The following is a 16,636-nucleotide window of genomic DNA, read 5'->3' as shown; positions in this document are numbered from 1 at the left end:
CGCGCCGTCCGAATCGATTCAATTGGGGACGATATGAAATTTGCATTCGTTTTTCCGGGGCAGGGCTCGCAGGCAGTCGGCATGCTCAATGCATTCGCCGACCTGGCCGTCGTGCGCGAGACGCTCCAGGAAGCGTCCGATGCACTCAATCAGGACCTCGGCAAGCTGATCGCCGAAGGTCCGGCCGAAGAGCTGAATCTGACCACCAACACGCAGCCCGTGATGCTGACGGCCGCATACGCGTGCTACCGCGCGTGGCAGCAGGCAGGCGGCCCGGCGCCGTCGATCGTCGCGGGCCACAGCCTCGGCGAATACACGGCGCTCGTCGCGGCGGGCGCGCTCGCGTTCAAGGACGCGGTGCCGCTCGTGCGCTTCCGCGCGCAGGCGATGCAGACGGCCGTGCCGGTCGGCCAGGGCGGCATGGCCGCGATCCTGGGCCTCGACGACGATACGGTGCGCGCGGTGTGCGCGGAAGCATCGAGCGAGGGCGTCGTGGAGGCGGTGAACTTCAACGCGCCGGCGCAGGTCGTGATCGCGGGCGCGAAGGCGGCCGTCGAGAAGGCCTGTGAAATCGCGAAGGCGAAGGGCGCGAAGCGCGCGCTGCCGCTGCCCGTTTCGGCACCGTTCCATTCGTCGCTGCTCAAGCCGGCATCGGACCAGCTGCGCGACTATCTCGCGAACGTCGACGTGAAGGCGCCGCAGATTTCGGTCGTCAACAACATCGACGTCGCCGTGGTCAGCGATCCGGCCGCGATCAAGGACGCGCTGGTGCGCCAGGCCGCAGGCCCGGTGCGCTGGGTCGAGTGCGTGCAGCACATCGCCGGCACGGGCGCCACGCACGTGATCGAATGCGGTCCGGGCAAGGTGCTCGCCGGCCTGACGAAGCGCATCGACGGCAACCTGACGGGTGCGTCGGTGTTCGATCCGGCGTCGCTCGACGAAGCGCTCAAGCTGGTGACCGCCTGACGCGGCGCCTTTTCTCAAGAGACGGATATTCGATTCATGGAAAAGACTCTCGATAAACAGGTCGCGATCGTGACCGGCGCGTCGCGCGGCATCGGCCGGTCGATCGCGCTCGAACTCGCGCGCCTGGGCGCGACGGTGATCGGCACGGCGACGAGCGAATCGGGCGCTTCCGCGATCACCGCGGCGTTCGCGGAAGCGGGCGCCACGGGCCGCGGTGCGGTGCTGAACGTCAACGACGCGGCGGCCGCCGAGGCGCTGATCGATGCGACCGTGAAGGAATTCGGCGCGCTGAACGTGCTCGTCAACAACGCGGGCATCACGCAGGACCAGCTCGCGATGCGGATGAAGGACGAGGACTGGGACGCGGTGATCGACACCAACCTGAAGTCGGTGTTCCGCCTGTCGCGCGCGGTGCTGCGCCCGATGATGAAGGCGCGTGGCGGCCGTATCATCAACATCACGTCGGTGGTCGGCTCGGCCGGCAACCCGGGTCAGGTCAACTACGCGGCCGCGAAGGCCGGCGTTGCGGGCATGACGCGTGCGCTCGCGCGCGAAATCGGCAGCCGCGGCATCACCGTGAACTGCGTTGCGCCGGGCTTCATCGACACCGACATGACGAAGACGCTGCCGGAAGAGCAGCAGGCCGCGCTCAAGACCCAGATTCCGCTCGGCCGCCTCGGCAGCCCGGAAGACATCGCCCATGCCGTCGCGTTCCTCGCATCGCCGCAGGCCGGTTACATCACCGGCACGACGCTGCACGTGAACGGCGGCATGTACATGTCTTAACGGTTTTCGTTTACCATCCGCGCCGTATCCCGTTTTTCAGGCGGACCGGCGCTTGATCGACCATCAAGCCAACGCGCGTTTTGGCGTCAGCAAACCTGATAAAATGCGCGCACTTGTAAATCTGAACTTTCCCTCGGAGGGGTAATGGACAACATCGAACAACGTGTCAAGAAGATCGTCGCTGAACAACTGGGCGTCGCGGAAGCCGAGATCAAGAACGAAGCTTCGTTCGTGAACGACCTGGGCGCCGACTCGCTCGACACGGTCGAACTGGTGATGGCTCTCGAAGACGAGTTCGGCATGGAAATTCCGGACGAAGAAGCAGAGAAGATCACGACCGTTCAGCAAGCGATCGACTACGCTCGCGCAAACGTCAAGGCGTAAGCGCCTTTCGCGCTTATCCGCCACGTCGCCGCGATCTTCGCGATTGACGCGCCATCCTGCCGGCTTCGCGCCGGACGGACTAACAGCCACAGGGCTCGCAGGTCTGGTTCCTGTGGCCATTGTGGCTTTTGTTTTTGTCATCCAATAATGGAAAAGAGGTTACCGTGAGCCGCCGTCGTGTTGTCGTTACAGGCCTGGGGCTGATTTCGCCTGTTGGCAATAGTGTTGCCGACGGCTGGGCCAATCTCGTCGCCGGCAAGTCCGGCATCGCCACCGTCACGAAGTTCGATCCGTCGAACCTCGCCGTGCATTTCGCGGGCGAGGTGAAGGGTTTCAGCGCCGAGGAGTACATCCCGGCGAAGGAAGCCCGCAACATGGATACGTTCATCCATTACGGCATCGCCGCCGGCATCCAGGCCGTCAAGGACAGCGGGCTGGAAGTGAACGAAGCCAATGCGGAACGCATCGGCGTGCTGGTCGGTTCCGGCATCGGCGGCCTGCCGATGATCGAAGATACGCACCAGACCTACGTCGATCGCGGCGCGCGCCGGATTTCGCCGTTCTTCGTGCCGGGTTCGATCATCAACATGATCTCGGGTCACCTGAGCATCATGTTCGGCCTGAAGGGCCCGAACCTCGCGGCCGTGACGGCCTGCACGACCGGCCTGCACAGCATCGGTCTCGCGGCACGCCTGATCCAGGCCGGCGACGCCGACGTAATGGTCGCGGGCGGCGCCGAATCGACGGTGTCACCGCTCGGCATCGGCGGTTTCGCGGCAGCGCGTGCGCTGTCGACCCGCAACGACGATCCGGCCACCGCGTCCCGTCCGTGGGACAAGGACCGCGACGGCTTCGTGCTGGGCGAGGGCGCCGGCGTGATGGTGCTCGAGGAGTACGAGGCGGCGAAGGCACGCGGTGCGAAGATCTACGCGGAAGTCTCGGGCTTCGGCATGACCGGCGATGCGTACCACATGACCGCACCGAACATGGACGGCCCGCGCCGCTGCATGGTTGCGGCACTGCGCGACGCCGGCGTGAACGTGGACGAGGTCCAGTACCTGAACGCGCACGGCACGTCGACGCCGCTGGGCGACAAGAACGAGTCCGACGCGGTGAAGGCGGCCTTCGGCGAGCACGCGTACAAGCTCGTCGTGAACTCGACGAAGTCGATGACGGGCCACCTGCTGGGTGGCGCGGGCGGCCTCGAGTCGGTGTTCACAGTGCTGGCGCTGCACAACAATGTGTCGCCGCCGACCATCAACATCTTCAACCAGGACCCCGAGTGCGATCTCGATTACTGCGCGAACACCGCGCGTGACATGAAGATCGACGTGGCCGTGAAGAACAACTTCGGCTTCGGCGGTACCAACGGCACGCTGGTGTTCAAGCGCGTTTGACGCTGAATCGCTTGACGAGTCCATTCGATGCTCCGGCCGGGCGTCCGCAGCGCTTTGCGTTGCGGGCCTCGGCCGTGTCGTATGTCGTGCTGGCCGCGTTCGTCGCGTCGGCTGCCGCGTCGGCGTACCTGTTCTGGGCGCCGCGCGCGGGCGCTGCCGCCGGCGCATGCGTGTCGGCCGCGACGGCCGCGCTGCTGGCCGTATGCGCCGCGCGGGCCTGTGCCCGCCGGCTGCCGGCCGAGTTGCAGATCGACGCATTCGGGGAAATTGCGGCGTTTGGTCGCACCGGGCGGCTGCTGGCCCGCGGCCGCGTGACGGGCCATGCGCACTGGAGCAGCCTGCTGCTCGTGCTGTCGGTCGGGCAGGGCGCCCGGCGGGCACGGCCGCTGCTGATTCCGGTCGATGCGCTCGACGCCGCGTCGTTCAGCGCGCTGTCCGTGCTGGCGAGAACCGCGGGCGCGGCGGGGCGGGCATGACGGCGGCGCGGTTACCGACCGTAACCAGCGGCCGGCGCGGGAACGCTACAATAACGCTCCGCGTTGCATCCCTAGTTAATGGATTTGTCAGGTGAGTGAAAAAGAAATTGATCAGGTTCTGGTCGAGCGCGTACAGAAGGGCGACAAGGCAGCGTTCGAACTCCTGGTCTCCAAATACCACCGCAAGATCATACGGCTGATCTCGCGCCTCGTGCGGGATCCCGCCGAGGTCGAGGATGTGGCCCAGGACGCGTTCATCAAGGCGTATCGTGCGCTGCCGCAATTCCGCGGCGAATCGGCGTTCTATACGTGGTTGTACCGGATTGCCGTCAACACGGCGAAGAACTACCTTGCGACGCAAGGCCGCCGGGCGCCGACCTCGACCGAGGCCGATGCTGAGGAAGCGGAAACTTTCTCCGACGCAGACCAACTAAGGGATATCAACACGCCTGAGTCGATGTTGATGAGCAAGCAGATTGCCGAGACGGTCAACGCTGCAATGGCTCTCCTGCCCGAAGAACTGCGCCAGGCGATTACGCTGCGCGAGATCGAGGGCCTGAGCTACGAAGAGATCGCGGAAATGATGGGCTGTCCGATCGGGACGGTCCGGTCGCGGATCTTCCGTGCACGTGAGGCAATCGCTGCTAAATTGCGTCCGCTGCTCGATACGCCCGAAGGCAAGCGCTGGTAAGCGCGACAGGCGAAACGACGCGGGTCGGGGTCTAGTTACGGATAGAGTCGTGAAGTCACGACGGGGTGTGCAAGATGGGGAGCATCATGGGGTCGGTCAATACGCAGTCGCAGGCGTGCTCGCGCGGCGAGCGCCTTTCCGCGCTGGTCGACGGAGAAATGTTCGATGGCCCGGATCACGGGCAGTTTCTGGCTGAGCTCAACCGCGCGGATCGCGCTGCGTGGGCCCAATACCACCTGATCGGCGATGCGCTGCGCTCGGACGAGCTCGCGTTGTCGCCCGCGCTGAGCGTCGCGTTCACCGCGCGCATGTCGGCCGCGCTCGAAAGCGAGCCGCACCTGCTCGCGCCGGCAACCGCGCCGGTCGCGCGCAAGCTGCTGTCGCTGCGCCGGCGCGTCGTGCCCGCGTTCGCGGTGGCGGCCGCGGCGGCCACGCTGACGTGGATCGTCGTCCCGCAACTGCAGACGGCCGGCACGCCGGGCGCCGTCCAGGTCGCGTCGGCCGGTGCGCCGCAAAGCGGCAACCTGCAGCGCGTGACGGTCGCGCAGGCGTCGGCCCAGCCGGGGCTGCAGGACGTCAACATCATTCGCGACGCCAGCCTCGACCAATACCTTGAAGCGCACCAGCAATTCGCGCAGCAGCCCGTCGTCACGGGCTCGATGCCGCTGATCCGCGCTGCCGTGACCACCACGCCAGGCCAATAAACCCGATGCGGACATTGCAGTTGAATCACGCCATCTCCGGATGGAAGCGGCTGCCGGCCCTCCTGCTTTGCGCAGCCGCCCTGTTGTCCGTTCAATCCCTTCCTGCCAGCGCCCAGCAACCGGACGATCCCGTCGCGACCCGCAAGGGCGCCGCGGACTGGCTCGACCGCGTCCAGCAGGCGGCGCAGCAGCAGAGCTACGAGGGTACGTTCGTCTACCAGCGCGGCGGGTATGTCCAGTCGTCGCGCATCGCGCACGTCGCGTCCCGCGACGGCGAGTTCGAGCGGATCGAGACGCTCGACGGCAAGCCGCGCAAGCTGCTGCGGCATAACGACGAGCTGTACACGTTCGTGCCCGAGCGCAAGCTGTGCGTGGTCGAGCGCCGCCAGACGCGCGACTCGTTCCCCGCGCTGCTCGGCGCGAGCGGCGACCACGTGATGTCCGTCTACGACGCGAAGTCGCTCGGCAAGGACCGCGTGGCCGGGATCGACGCGCAGGTCGTCGAGCTCGTGCCGAAGGATGCCTACCGGTTCACGTACAAGCTTTGGGCCGACGCGCGCACCGGGCTGCTGCTGCGTTCGCAGACGCTCGATGCGAACGATCACGTGCTCGAACAAATTGCGTTCTCGCAATTGCAGACGGGCGGTGCAAGCGGCGACAAGGCCGCGATCGCGGCCGGCATGCGTAACCTGAGCGGCTGGACCGTCGTGCGCCCGCCGGTCGCGACGGTCGACATGGAAGCGCAGGGCTGGCAGCTCGCGCCAAGCGTCGCCGGCTTCCAGAAGATCCGCGAAGTGCGCCGGCCGATGGCTGCGCGCGACGCAGGCGATCCGCCGATCCCGGTCGATCAGGCCGTCTTCACCGACGGTCTCGCGACGATCTCCGTTTTCATCGAGCCGGCCGAGAAGAATACGCGCAAGGAAGGCGCGGGCAGCACCGGTGCGACGCACGTTCTCGTGAAGCGTCGCGGCGACTACTGGATTACCGTGCTCGGCGAAGTGCCGCCGGCAACGTTGCAGCAGTTCGCGTCTGCCATAGAATACAAGGCTTCCAAGTAACGCTACGGCTTCCGACATGATGAAACTCACGCTGCGCAAATGGCTCGCGGCGGCGGCGCTGTCTGCCTGCCTGCCGCTCATGCCGCATACCGCGGTCGCGGTGACGGCACCCGCTGCCAGTCTGCCCGACTTTGCCGATCTGGTCGAAAAGGTCGGGCCGGCCGTCGTGAACATCCGGACCACCGCCAACGTGCCGACGAGCAGCGGCCCGCGCGGGATGCTCCCGCCGGGCTTCGACAACGGCGACATGTCGGAATTCTTCCGGCGCTTCTTCGGCATTCCGCTGCCGCAGGCGCCCGGCAACGGTGGCGGCAATGGCAACGGCAACCCGAAGAATGCGCCGGCGCCGGACAATCCGCCCGATACCGAGCAGAACCGCGGTGTCGGCTCGGGCTTCATCGTGTCGGCCGACGGTTACGTGATGACCAATGCGCACGTCGTCGACGATGCGGACACCATCTACGTGACGCTGACCGACAAGCGCGAATTCAAGGCGAAGCTGATCGGCGTCGACGATCGCACGGACGTCGCGGTCGTCAAGATCCAGGCGTCGAACCTGCCTGTCGTCGCGATCGGCGACTCGAACAAGGTACGCGTCGGCGAGTGGGTCGTCGCGATCGGTTCGCCGTTCGGTCTCGACAACACGGTGACGGCCGGCATCGTCAGCTCGAAGAGCCGCAACACGGGCGATTATCTGCCGTTCATCCAGACCGACGTCGCCGTGAACCCCGGCAACTCGGGCGGCCCGCTGATCAACATGCAGGGCGAGGTGATCGGCATCAACTCGCAGATCTACAGCCGTACCGGCGGCTTCATGGGCATTTCGTTCGCGATTCCGATCGACGAGGCGATGCGCGTGGCCGACCAGTTGAAGGCGACGGGCAAGGTCACGCGCGGCCGGATCGCGGTGGCGATCGGCGAGGTGACGAAGGACGTGGCCGACTCGATCGGGCTGCCGAAGGCCGAGGGCGCGCTCGTCAGCAGCGTCGAGCCGGGCGGCCCGGCCGACAAGGCGGGCATCCAGCCGGGCGACATTATCCTGAAGTTCAACGGCCGTCCGGTCGATACGGCGACGGACCTGCCGCGCATGGTCGGCGATACGAAGCCCGGCACGAAGGCGACCGTCAGCGTGTGGCGCAAGGGTCAGGCGCGCGATCTGCCGATCACGATCGCGGAGACGCCGGTCGAGTCGACGGTCAAGGCAGAGCAGCGCAAGAACGCGCCGCAGAAGCCGCGCCAGACCAATTCGCTCGGTCTGACGGTCAGCGACCTGACGGCGGATCAGATGAAGACGCTGAAGCTGAAGGGCGGCGTGCAGATCGACGGCGTCGACGGTCCGGCCGCCCGTGCGGGCCTGCAGCGTGGCGACATCGTGCTGCGCGTCGGCGACACCGATATCACGAACGCGAAGCAGTTCGCCGAAGTGACCGCGCAGCTCGATCCGCAGAAGGCGGTCGCGGTGCTCGTGCGGCGCGGCGACAACACGCAGTTCGTGCCCGTGCGGCCGCGCCAGAAGTAACGCGCCGATGTTCACGCTCTACGGCCGCGGCTGGTGCCACCTGTGCGACGACATGCGTGACGCACTGGCGCCGGTGGCGGCCGAGTTCGGCGTCGCGGTCGACTATGTCGACATCGACACCGATGCGGCGCTCGTTGCCCGCTACGACGAGGACGTGCCGGTGCTGCTGCTGGACGGCGCGGAAGTATGCCGCCACCGGTTCGACGACGCGAGGGTGCGCGACGCGCTCGCGGCCCGGCACTGAGCCCGGCCTGTCGCAGGCGAGCGTCGCTTCGTGCGGGGCTTCGCCCGGCGGGCGCCCCCGGCCGGGCGTCGCGCGGCCCGGCGTCCGAAATACCGCCCGGCGAAGGCCTTTTCGGCTAAAATAGGCTGTTTTTTCACCGACTTACAAGGCGTGCTCCGCAGTCGTCGAGCGCGCCTTTTTCGCTTGATCGGCACTGAATGGATCATATTCGCAATTTCTCGATCATCGCTCACATCGACCATGGCAAGTCGACGCTCGCGGATCGCATCATCCAGGTCTGCGGCGGTCTCGCCGACCGTGAAATGGAAGCGCAGGTGCTCGACTCGATGGATATCGAGCGCGAGCGCGGCATCACGATCAAGGCGCAGACAGCCGCGCTGTCCTATCGCGCGCGCGACGGCGAGGTCTACAACCTGAACCTGATCGACACGCCGGGGCACGTCGACTTCTCGTACGAGGTCAGCCGTTCGCTGTCCGCGTGCGAAGGCGCGCTGCTGGTCGTCGACGCGAGCCAGGGCGTCGAGGCGCAGACGGTCGCGAACTGCTACACGGCGATCGAGCTCGGCGTCGAGGTCGTGCCGGTGCTGAACAAGATCGACCTGCCGGCCGCGAACCCCGAGAACGCGATCGAGGAGATCGAGGACGTGATCGGCATCGACGCGACCGACGCGACGCGCTGCAGCGCGAAGACGGGCCTCGGCGTCGAAGACGTGCTCGAGGCGCTGATCGCGAAGGTGCCGCCGCCGAAGGGCGATCCCGACGCGCCGCTGCAGGCGCTCATCATCGATTCGTGGTTCGACAACTACGTCGGCGTCGTGATGCTCGTGCGCATCGTCAACGGCACGCTGCGCCCGAAGGACAAGATCAAGATGATGGCGACCGGCGCGCAGTATCCGGTCGAGCACGTCGGTGTGTTCACGCCGAAGTCGCGCAATCTCGACTCGCTGTCGGCGGGGCAGGTGGGCTTCATCATCGCCGGCATCAAGGAACTGACGGCCGCGAAGGTCGGCGATACCGTCACGCATACGGCCAAGCCGGCGGCGGAAGCGTTGCCGGGCTTCAAGGAAGTGAAGCCGCAGGTGTTCGCCGGGCTCTATCCGGTGGAAGCGAACCAGTACGACGCGCTGCGCGAATCGCTCGAGAAGCTGAAGCTCAACGATGCGTCGCTGCAGTACGAGCCGGAAGTGTCGCAGGCGCTCGGCTTCGGGTTCCGGTGCGGCTTCCTGGGTCTCCTGCACATGGAGATCGTGCAGGAGCGTCTCGAACGTGAATTCGACATGGACCTCATTACCACGGCACCGACCGTGGTCTACGAGGTCCTGATGAGCGACGGCTCGATCGTGATGGTCGAGAATCCCGCGAAGATGCCGGAACCGCCGAAGATCGAGGAGATCCGCGAGCCGATCGTCACGGTGAATCTCTACATGCCGCAGGACTACGTCGGCTCGGTGATCACGCTGTGTACGCAGAAGCGCGGCTCGCAGATCAACATGCAGTATCACGGTCGCCAGGTGCAGCTGACCTATGAAATCCCGATGGCCGAGATCGTGCTCGATTTCTTCGACCGCCTGAAGTCGGTGTCGCGCGGTTACGCGTCGATGGACTACGAGTTCAAGGAATACCGGTCGGCGGACGTCGTGAAGGTCGACATGCTGATCAACGGCGACAAGGTCGATGCGCTGTCGGTGATCGTCCACCGGTCGCAATCGCAGTATCGCGGCCGCGAAGTGGCGTCGAAGATGCGCGAGATCATTCCGCGCCAGATGTACGACGTGGCGATCCAGGCTACGATCGGCGCGCACATCATCGCTCGCGAGAACATCAAGGCACTGCGCAAGAACGTGCTGGCGAAGTGTTATGGCGGCGACATCACGCGCAAGAAGAAGCTGCTCGAAAAGCAGAAAGCAGGCAAGAAACGCATGAAGCAAGTGGGTTCGGTCGAGATCCCGCAGGAAGCGTTCCTTGCGATCTTGCGCGTCGAAGACAAATAACAGGACTGTTCCTTTTATGAATTTTGCGCTGATTCTTTTTGTGCTCGTCGTCGTGACGGGCGTAGCGTGGGTGCTGGACAAACTGGTGTTCCTGCCGCGGCGACGCATGGCGGCCGACTCGGCGATCGATGAGTTCGATCGTCAGCAGTCGCGCATCGACAAGCGTTTCGCGGACGAAAACGCCGTGCAGACGCGTTCGAAGCTGCGCGACGAGAAGCTGCGCCAGCCGTGGTGGCTCGAGTACACGGCGAGCTTCTTCCCGGTGATCCTGGCGGTGTTCGTCGTGCGTTCGTTCATCGTCGAGCCGTTCAAGATTCCGTCGGGCTCGATGGTGCCGACGCTGCTCGTCGGCGATTTCATCCTCGTCAACAAGTTCGAGTACGGGCTGCGCCTGCCGATCACGAACACGAAGATCACGCAGGGCAGCCCGCTGTCGCGCGGCGATGTCGTCGTGTTCCGTTATCCGAAGGACGAGTCGGTCGACTACATCAAGCGCGTGATCGGCCTGCCGGGCGACACGGTCGCGTACCAGGACAAGCAGCTCACGATCAACGGCCAGCCGGTGCCCGAAGCGCCGCTGCCCGATTTCTTCGACGACGAGCGCCAGAATTACGCGAAGCAGTTCGAGGAGACGATCGGCAACAGGAAGAACGCGATCCTCAACAACCCCGCGGTGCCGCCGTTCGTGATGGGCGCATACGACTATCCGTATCGCGACAACTGCACGTACAACAGCCGCGGCGTGATCTGCAAGGTGCCGCCCGGTCACTACTTCATGATGGGCGACAACCGCGACAACAGCGCGGACAGCCGCTACTGGGGGTTCGTGCCGGACCAGAACATCGTCGGCCGCGCGTTCTTCATCTGGATGAACTTCAGCGACCTGAAGCGCATCGGTTCCTTCAACTGATCGCATTCGACTCACACGCAATACGCGATGCACGGGCCGCGTCGCGTATTGCCGAACTACTTTAAGAACCGGCGGTAACACCGCCTCGTCACGCCTTTTCGTGTCCGGCCGTGCCGTTTCGGCCCGACCGGCGCCCGCGTTATACTCCTGCACATGCCCCTATCCCAGTTGGAAAGCCGGCTGCGCTACGAATTTCGCAATGCGGAATTGTTGCGCCAGGCTTTGACCCATCGCAGTCACAGTGCCACGCACAACGAACGGCTCGAGTTTCTCGGCGACTCCGTTCTGAATTGCGCGGTGGCCGCCCTTTTGTTCCAGCGTTTCAGCAAGCTGGACGAAGGCGATCTGTCGCGCGTACGCGCCAATCTCGTCAAACAGCAGTCGCTGTACGAAATTGCTCAGGCCCTGAATATCTCGGACGGGCTGCGGCTGGGCGAGGGCGAACTGCGCAGCGGTGGTTTCCGCCGCCCGTCGATCCTCGCGGACGCGTTCGAAGCCATCATCGGGGCCGTGTTCCTCGATGGCGGCTTCGAAGCCGCCCAAGGGGTCATCAAGCGCCTCTACATTCCGATTCTCGACCACATCGATCCGCGTACGCTCGGCAAGGACGCGAAGACGCTGCTGCAGGAATACCTGCAGGGGCACAAGATCGCGCTGCCGACCTACACGGTCGTCGCGACGCATGGTGCGGCGCACAATCAGCAATTCGAAGTCGAATGCACGGTGCCGAAGCTGGACGTGAAGGTATCGGGCTCCGGTGCGAGCCGGCGCGCGGCCGAGCAGGCAGCGGCGAAGAAGGCGCTCGACGAGGTGATCGCGGCCGCGCCGATGCTCGCCGCGAAGCCGAAGCGCTCGAAAAACGCGCGCGGGTCGAAGCATGTCGAACCCGAAATCGTGCCGGGCGTGAAGGGCGTGCAGGAAGCGCTCGACCTGCGCTCGCCGGAGCGCAAGGAACGTGCGGCGGCGCGCGAGGCGAAGGCGGCCGGTGTGGTGCCTGCGGTAACCGCTGCGACCGGCGCTGGCGCCGGCGCGGAGCCGGCTGCGGCACCGATGGCCGCGATTCGTGCGGCGCACGTCGAGACGGCTGCTGACAAGAGCGAGCGGGCGGCGAAGCCGGCGACCGACAAGGTTGCCGAGAAGCCGGGCGAGCGCACCGACAAAGTTGCGGATAAGCTCGTGGAAGCCGCGCCGCGCGCAGCCGACAAGCCGGCCGGTCACGCAGACGATCCGGCGCCGTCGACCGACAAGCCTTCCGCCGGTTCCGACCCCGCGGCGCGCGCGACCGTGCGCGCACGCGATGCCGCGGCGCCCGATTCCGATACGCCGCCGGGCGGCGCGAGCCTCGCTGTCACGCAGGCGCGCGTGGCCGATGCCGACCACTGAATTGCCCATCGATCGTGCCGCGCGCCGCGCGGCCGTTTCCGAACCTGTCTCCCAAACGATATGAACACTCCCGCTCCTACCGGTTTCCGTTGCGGCATGATCGCGATCGTGGGCCGCCCGAACGTCGGCAAGTCGACGTTGATGAACGCACTCGTCGGCCAGAAGATCAGCATCACGTCGCGCAAGGCGCAGACGACCCGCCATCGCATCACCGGCATCAACACGTTCGACGACGCGCAATTCGTGTTCGTCGACACGCCGGGCTTCCAGACCCGTCACAGCACCGCGCTGAACCGTTCGCTGAACCGCGCGGTCACGTCGACGCTGACGTCGGTCGACGTGATCCTGTTCGTGATCGAAGCGGGCCGCTTCGGGCCCGACGACCAGAAGGTGCTCGACCTGATCCCGCCCGGCATGCCGACGCTGCTGATCACGAACAAGGTCGATCGCGTGACCGACAAGGCGACGCTGTTCCCGTTCATGCAGCAGATGAGCACGCTGCGCGAATTCGCCGAACTCGTGCCGCTGTCGGCGCAGCGGCCGGAAGACATCAAGCGCCTGCTGGAGACGATCAAGCCGTACCTGCCGGAAGGCGAGCCGATCTACGGCGAGGATGAACTCACCGATCGCAGCTCGCGCTTCCTCGCGGCCGAGATCCTGCGCGAAAAGGTGTTCCGCTGGACCGGCGACGAACTGCCATACACGAGCACCGTCATCATCGACAAGTTCGAGGAGGAGGGGCGCCTGAAGCGCATCTTCGCGACGATCCTCGTCGAACGCGATACGCACAAGGCGATGGTGATCGGCAAGAAGGGCGAGAAGCTCAAGCAGATCAGCACCGAGGCGCGGATGGACATGGAGAAGCTGTTCGACGGCCCCGTGTACCTCGAGACCTTCGTGAAGGTGAAGAGCGGCTGGGCCGACAACGAGGCGGGGCTGCGCGCCTATGGGTACGAATGACGCGCTGACGTCGACTGAAGACGCGGTGACGGCCGGCGCGAACGACGCGCCGCTGCCGGCACCGCCCGAACCGCCGCGCAAGGCGCGGCGCGCGACGTCTCGCACGTCCGATTTCCGCGTCGCCGAGCAGCCGGCGTTCGTGCTGCACAGCTATCCGTATCGCGAAACGAGCCTGATCGTCGACGTGCTGACGCGCGATCATGGCCGGCTCGCGCTCGTCGCGAAGGGTGCGAAGCGCCCGCACTCCGCACTGCGCGGCGTGCTGCAGACATTCCAGCCGCTGCTGCTGTCCTGGTCGGGCAAATCCGAGGTGCGCACGCTGACGGGCGCCGAGTGGGTCGGCGGGATGCTGCCGCTCGGCGGCGACGGGCTGCTGTGCGGCTTCTACGCGAACGAGCTGCTCGTGAAATTCTGCGCGCGCGAAGATCCCCAGCCGCCGCTTTTCAATCACTATGTGCTGACCCTCACGCGCCTCGCGCACGGCGAACCCGCGGTGCAGGTGCTGCGCTCGTTCGAGCGCGTGCTGCTGCGCGAGACCGGCTACGCGATGGCGCTGAACCGCACGGTCGCGCGTCGTGCGGTCGAGCCCGACCGCCGGTACGTGTTCGATCCCGAGCGCGGCGTGCGCGATGCGGACGACGATGTGCCGTCGCACTGGCCGGTCATCGCCGGGCAGACGTTGCTCGACATGGAGCAGGACGATTACCATCGAGCCCAGACGGTTGCGCAAAGCAAGACGCTGATGCGCTTCCTGCTGAACACCTATCTCGGCGGTACGCCGCTTGCCACGCGCCAGATCCTGATCGACCTGCAAAACCTATGAGCTTCTTCCTGACAACGCCCACCGCCATCGACCTCGGCGTGAACATCGACCACGTCGCGACGCTGCGCAATGTACGCGGCACGACCTATCCCGATCCGATCCGCGCGGCGCTCGCCGCCGAAGAGGCCGGTGCGGACGCGATCACGCTGCACCTGCGCGAGGATCGCCGCCACATCGTCGACGCGGACGTGCGCAAGCTGCGCCCGCTGCTGAAGACGCGCATGAACCTCGAATGCGCGGTGACGGCCGAGATGCTCGACATCGCGTGCGAAGTGCGGCCGCACGACGCGTGCCTCGTGCCCGAGAAGCGCGAGGAATTGACGACCGAAGGCGGCCTCGATGTCGCCGGCCACTTCGAGGCCGTGCGCGCAGCGTGCAAGCAGCTTGCCGACGCGGGCGTGCGCGTGTCGCTGTTCATCGATCCGGACGAAACGCAGATCCGCGCCGCGCACGAAGCGGGCGCGCCGGTGATCGAGCTGCATACGGGTCGCTACGCCGAGGCGCACGACGAAGCCGCGCAGCAGCGCGAATACGAGCGCATCGTCGCGGGTGTGCGGGCTGGCGCGCAGCTCGGCCTGAAGGTCAACGCGGGGCACGGTCTGCATTACACGAACGTGCAGCAGATCGCCGCGATCGACGGCATCGTCGAGCTGAACATCGGCCACGCGATCGTCGCGCACGCGATCTTCGCGGGCTGGGACAACGCGGTGCGCGAGATGAAGGCGATCATGGTCGCCGCGCGCGTCGCCGCGCTGCATGGCGGCGCGCGCTGAAGATGAAATTGCATCGCGCCGCGCGCGTCGTTCGCCACCCGGCCCCGCCGGGGCGCCCCGGCGCGTACTGACATGGCAATCTACGGCATCGGTACCGACATTGCCCAGGTGAGCCGCGTCGCGGCCGTGCTCGAGCGCACGGGCGGCCGGTTTGCCGAGAAGGTGCTGGGCCCCGACGAGCTGCGCGTGTTCCATGCGCGCCGCGCACGCTCCGAGGCGCGCGGCATCGCGTTTCTCGCGACGCGCTTTTCCGCGAAGGAAGCGTTCTCGAAGGCGATCGGGCTCGGCATGCACTGGCCGATGACGTGGCGTGCATTGCAGACCCTCAACCACCCGAGCGGCGAGCCGTACGTGGTGGCGTCGGGCGAGCTGGCCGACTGGCTTGCCGCGCGCGGCATCACGGCACGCGTGACGGTCAGCGACGAACGCGACTATGCGGTGTCGTTCGTGATTGCCGAGACGGACGCCGCGCCGGCCCCTGCACCTGTTTCCCGAACCCCCTCCTGACGGAATTCCCGATTCGATGAAAACGACTCCCGGCCCGGTCATGCTCGACGTCGTCGGCACGGCCCTGTCGCGCGACGATGCGCGACGCCTCGCGCATCCGAACACCGGCGGCGTGATCCTGTTCGCGCGGCACTTCCAGAATCGCGCGCAACTGACCGCGCTGACCGACTCGATCCGCGCCGTGCGCGAAGACATCCTGATCGCCGTCGATCACGAAGGCGGGCGCGTGCAGCGTTTCCGCACCGACGGCTTCACGGTGCTGCCCGCGATGCGCCGCCTCGGCGAGCTGTGGGATCGCGACGTGCTGCTCGCGACGAAGGTCGCAACCGCCGTCGGCTACATCCTGGCCGCCGAGTTGCGCGCGTGCGGGATCGACATGAGCTTCACGCCCGTGCTCGACCTCGACTACGGGCACTCGAAAGTGATCGGCGATCGCGCATTCCATCGCGACCCGCGCGTCGTCACGCTGCTCGCGAAGAGCCTGAACCACGGGCTGTCGCTTGCCGGCATGGCGAACTGCGGCAAGCATTTTCCGGGGCACGGCTTCGCGGAGGCCGATTCGCACGTCGCGCTGCCGACCGACGATCGCACGCTCGACGCGATCCTCAAGCAGGACGTCGCGCCGTATGACTGGCTCGGCTTGTCGCTGTCAGCGGTGATTCCCGCGCACGTGATCTACACGCAGGTCGACAAGCGGCCGGCCGGTTTCTCGCGCGTGTGGCTGCAGGACGTCCTGCGCGGTCGGCTCGGCTTCACGGGCGCGATCTTCAGCGACGACCTGTCGATGGAGGCCGCTCGCGAAGGCGGCACGCTCACGCAGGCGGCCGAAGCCGCGCTCGCCGCCGGGTGCGACATGGTGCTGGTCTGCAACCAGCCGGACGCGGCCGAGGTCGTGCTGAACGGGCTGAAGGCGCAGGCATCGGCCGAGTCGGTGCGGCGCATCAAGCGGATGCGCGCGCGCGGCAAGGCGCTCAAGTGGGACAAGCTGATCGTGCAGCCCGAGTATCTGCAGGCGCAGGCGCTGTTGAGCAGCGCACTGGCGTAAGCGGGGAAGGGCGCGGTAT

The 16,636-nt window shown here is 66.2% G+C and carries 18 protein-coding genes; all 18 read left to right on the top strand.

Annotated features, from left to right (window positions below; all coding sequences use genetic code 11):
* Positions 1-33 precede the first annotated feature (33 nt).
* The 18 genes from fabD to nagZ all read left to right on the top strand — a co-directional run bounded on the left by fabD (position 34) and on the right by nagZ (position 16,617).
* A complete protein-coding gene (gene fabD, locus JYG32_RS08865; protein WP_213265334.1) occupies positions 34-966 on the top strand; it encodes an ACP S-malonyltransferase in 933 nt (310 codons plus the stop codon).
* A gap of 36 nt (positions 967-1,002) precedes the next feature.
* Entirely contained in the window at positions 1,003-1,752 is a 750-nt protein-coding gene (fabG, locus tag JYG32_RS08860; protein WP_213265333.1) for a 3-oxoacyl-ACP reductase FabG, read from the top strand.
* 144 nt (positions 1,753-1,896) lie between these two features.
* Positions 1,897-2,136 carry an acyl carrier protein gene (gene acpP, locus JYG32_RS08855; RefSeq protein ID WP_004197638.1) on the top strand — a complete coding sequence of 80 codons (240 nt, stop codon included), beginning with the start codon at positions 1,897-1,899 and terminating at the stop codon, positions 2,134-2,136.
* Positions 2,137-2,300: 164 nt separating this feature from the next.
* On the top strand, positions 2,301-3,533 hold the full coding sequence (gene fabF, locus JYG32_RS08850) for a beta-ketoacyl-ACP synthase II (RefSeq protein ID WP_213265332.1): 1,233 nt from the start codon (positions 2,301-2,303) through the stop codon (positions 3,531-3,533).
* Positions 3,534-3,544: 11 nt separating this feature from the next.
* Complete coding sequence (locus JYG32_RS08845) at positions 3,545-4,009, top strand: hypothetical protein (protein ID WP_213265331.1); 465 nt, start codon at positions 3,545-3,547, stop codon at positions 4,007-4,009.
* 91 nt (positions 4,010-4,100) lie between these two features.
* Positions 4,101-4,700: an RNA polymerase sigma factor RpoE gene (rpoE, locus tag JYG32_RS08840; protein ID WP_124599055.1), complete on the top strand. Its 600-nt coding sequence runs from the start codon at positions 4,101-4,103 to the stop codon at positions 4,698-4,700.
* 86 nt (positions 4,701-4,786) lie between these two features.
* Complete coding sequence (locus JYG32_RS08835; RefSeq protein ID WP_213265330.1) at positions 4,787-5,404, top strand: sigma-E factor negative regulatory protein; 618 nt, start codon at positions 4,787-4,789, stop codon at positions 5,402-5,404.
* 5 nt (positions 5,405-5,409) lie between these two features.
* Positions 5,410-6,462, top strand: a complete 1,053-nt coding sequence (locus JYG32_RS08830; protein WP_174381896.1) for a MucB/RseB C-terminal domain-containing protein — start codon at positions 5,410-5,412, stop codon at positions 6,460-6,462.
* A 16-nt stretch (positions 6,463-6,478) separates the two neighbouring features.
* Complete coding sequence (locus tag JYG32_RS08825) at positions 6,479-7,981, top strand: DegQ family serine endoprotease (RefSeq protein WP_213265329.1); 1,503 nt, start codon at positions 6,479-6,481, stop codon at positions 7,979-7,981.
* A gap of 7 nt (positions 7,982-7,988) precedes the next feature.
* Complete coding sequence (locus JYG32_RS08820; RefSeq protein WP_174381898.1) at positions 7,989-8,225, top strand: glutaredoxin family protein; 237 nt, start codon at positions 7,989-7,991, stop codon at positions 8,223-8,225.
* A gap of 197 nt (positions 8,226-8,422) precedes the next feature.
* Positions 8,423-10,216 (top strand): translation elongation factor 4, encoded by a 1,794-nt coding sequence (gene lepA, locus JYG32_RS08815; protein WP_174381899.1) that lies wholly within the window; start codon positions 8,423-8,425, stop codon positions 10,214-10,216.
* A 16-nt stretch (positions 10,217-10,232) separates the two neighbouring features.
* Positions 10,233-11,126 carry a signal peptidase I gene (gene lepB / locus JYG32_RS08810; protein ID WP_174381900.1) on the top strand — a complete coding sequence of 298 codons (894 nt, stop codon included), beginning with the start codon at positions 10,233-10,235 and terminating at the stop codon, positions 11,124-11,126.
* 153 nt (positions 11,127-11,279) lie between these two features.
* Positions 11,280-12,509 (top strand): ribonuclease III, encoded by a 1,230-nt coding sequence (gene rnc / locus JYG32_RS08805; protein ID WP_213265328.1) that lies wholly within the window; start codon positions 11,280-11,282, stop codon positions 12,507-12,509.
* A gap of 60 nt (positions 12,510-12,569) precedes the next feature.
* Positions 12,570-13,469 (top strand): GTPase Era, encoded by a 900-nt coding sequence (gene era, locus JYG32_RS08800; protein WP_096472811.1) that lies wholly within the window; start codon positions 12,570-12,572, stop codon positions 13,467-13,469.
* A complete protein-coding gene (gene recO / locus JYG32_RS08795) occupies positions 13,456-14,292 on the top strand; it encodes a DNA repair protein RecO (RefSeq protein ID WP_174381903.1) in 837 nt (278 codons plus the stop codon). Before era ends, recO begins: the two co-directional genes overlap by 14 nt.
* Positions 14,289-15,065, top strand: coding sequence for a pyridoxine 5'-phosphate synthase (pdxJ, locus tag JYG32_RS08790; RefSeq protein WP_213265327.1), 777 nt, complete (start codon positions 14,289-14,291; stop codon positions 15,063-15,065). Before recO ends, pdxJ begins: the two co-directional genes overlap by 4 nt.
* A gap of 72 nt (positions 15,066-15,137) precedes the next feature.
* Positions 15,138-15,572, top strand: coding sequence for a holo-ACP synthase (acpS, locus tag JYG32_RS08785; RefSeq protein ID WP_174381905.1), 435 nt, complete (start codon positions 15,138-15,140; stop codon positions 15,570-15,572).
* 16 nt (positions 15,573-15,588) lie between these two features.
* Positions 15,589-16,617 carry a beta-N-acetylhexosaminidase gene (nagZ, locus tag JYG32_RS08780; protein WP_213265326.1) on the top strand — a complete coding sequence of 343 codons (1,029 nt, stop codon included), beginning with the start codon at positions 15,589-15,591 and terminating at the stop codon, positions 16,615-16,617.
* The last annotated feature ends 19 nt before the right edge of the window (positions 16,618-16,636 follow it).

Origin of the sequence: Burkholderia pyrrocinia (assembly GCF_018417535.1) — a bacterium.
Lineage (GTDB): Bacteria > Pseudomonadota > Gammaproteobacteria > Burkholderiales > Burkholderiaceae > Burkholderia > Burkholderia pyrrocinia_E.
The sequence above is the reverse complement of the archived record's forward strand: the minus strand, read 5'-3'. Positions and strand labels throughout refer to the sequence as shown.

Excerpts from the sequence above, each read along its gene's own strand:
- fabD (WP_213265334.1), top strand. The coding sequence starts at position 34 with ATGAAATTTGCATTCGTTTTTCCGGGGCAGGGCTCGCAGGCAGTCGGC.
- fabG (WP_213265333.1), top strand. The coding sequence starts at position 1,003 with ATGGAAAAGACTCTCGATAAACAGGTCGCGATCGTGACCGGCGCGTCG.
- acpP (WP_004197638.1), top strand. The coding sequence starts at position 1,897 with ATGGACAACATCGAACAACGTGTCAAGAAGATCGTCGCTGAACAACTG.
- JYG32_RS08835 (WP_213265330.1), top strand. The coding sequence starts at position 4,787 with ATGGGGTCGGTCAATACGCAGTCGCAGGCGTGCTCGCGCGGCGAGCGC.
- JYG32_RS08830 (WP_174381896.1), top strand. The coding sequence starts at position 5,410 with ATGCGGACATTGCAGTTGAATCACGCCATCTCCGGATGGAAGCGGCTG.
- JYG32_RS08825 (WP_213265329.1), top strand. The coding sequence starts at position 6,479 with ATGATGAAACTCACGCTGCGCAAATGGCTCGCGGCGGCGGCGCTGTCT.
- JYG32_RS08820 (WP_174381898.1), top strand. The coding sequence starts at position 7,989 with ATGTTCACGCTCTACGGCCGCGGCTGGTGCCACCTGTGCGACGACATG.
- lepA (WP_174381899.1), top strand. The coding sequence starts at position 8,423 with ATGGATCATATTCGCAATTTCTCGATCATCGCTCACATCGACCATGGC.
- lepB (WP_174381900.1), top strand. The coding sequence starts at position 10,233 with ATGAATTTTGCGCTGATTCTTTTTGTGCTCGTCGTCGTGACGGGCGTA.
- rnc (WP_213265328.1), top strand. The coding sequence starts at position 11,280 with ATGCCCCTATCCCAGTTGGAAAGCCGGCTGCGCTACGAATTTCGCAAT.
- era (WP_096472811.1), top strand. The coding sequence starts at position 12,570 with ATGAACACTCCCGCTCCTACCGGTTTCCGTTGCGGCATGATCGCGATC.
- recO (WP_174381903.1), top strand. The coding sequence starts at position 13,456 with ATGGGTACGAATGACGCGCTGACGTCGACTGAAGACGCGGTGACGGCC.
- pdxJ (WP_213265327.1), top strand. The coding sequence starts at position 14,289 with ATGAGCTTCTTCCTGACAACGCCCACCGCCATCGACCTCGGCGTGAAC.
- acpS (WP_174381905.1), top strand. The coding sequence starts at position 15,138 with ATGGCAATCTACGGCATCGGTACCGACATTGCCCAGGTGAGCCGCGTC.
- nagZ (WP_213265326.1), top strand. The coding sequence starts at position 15,589 with ATGAAAACGACTCCCGGCCCGGTCATGCTCGACGTCGTCGGCACGGCC.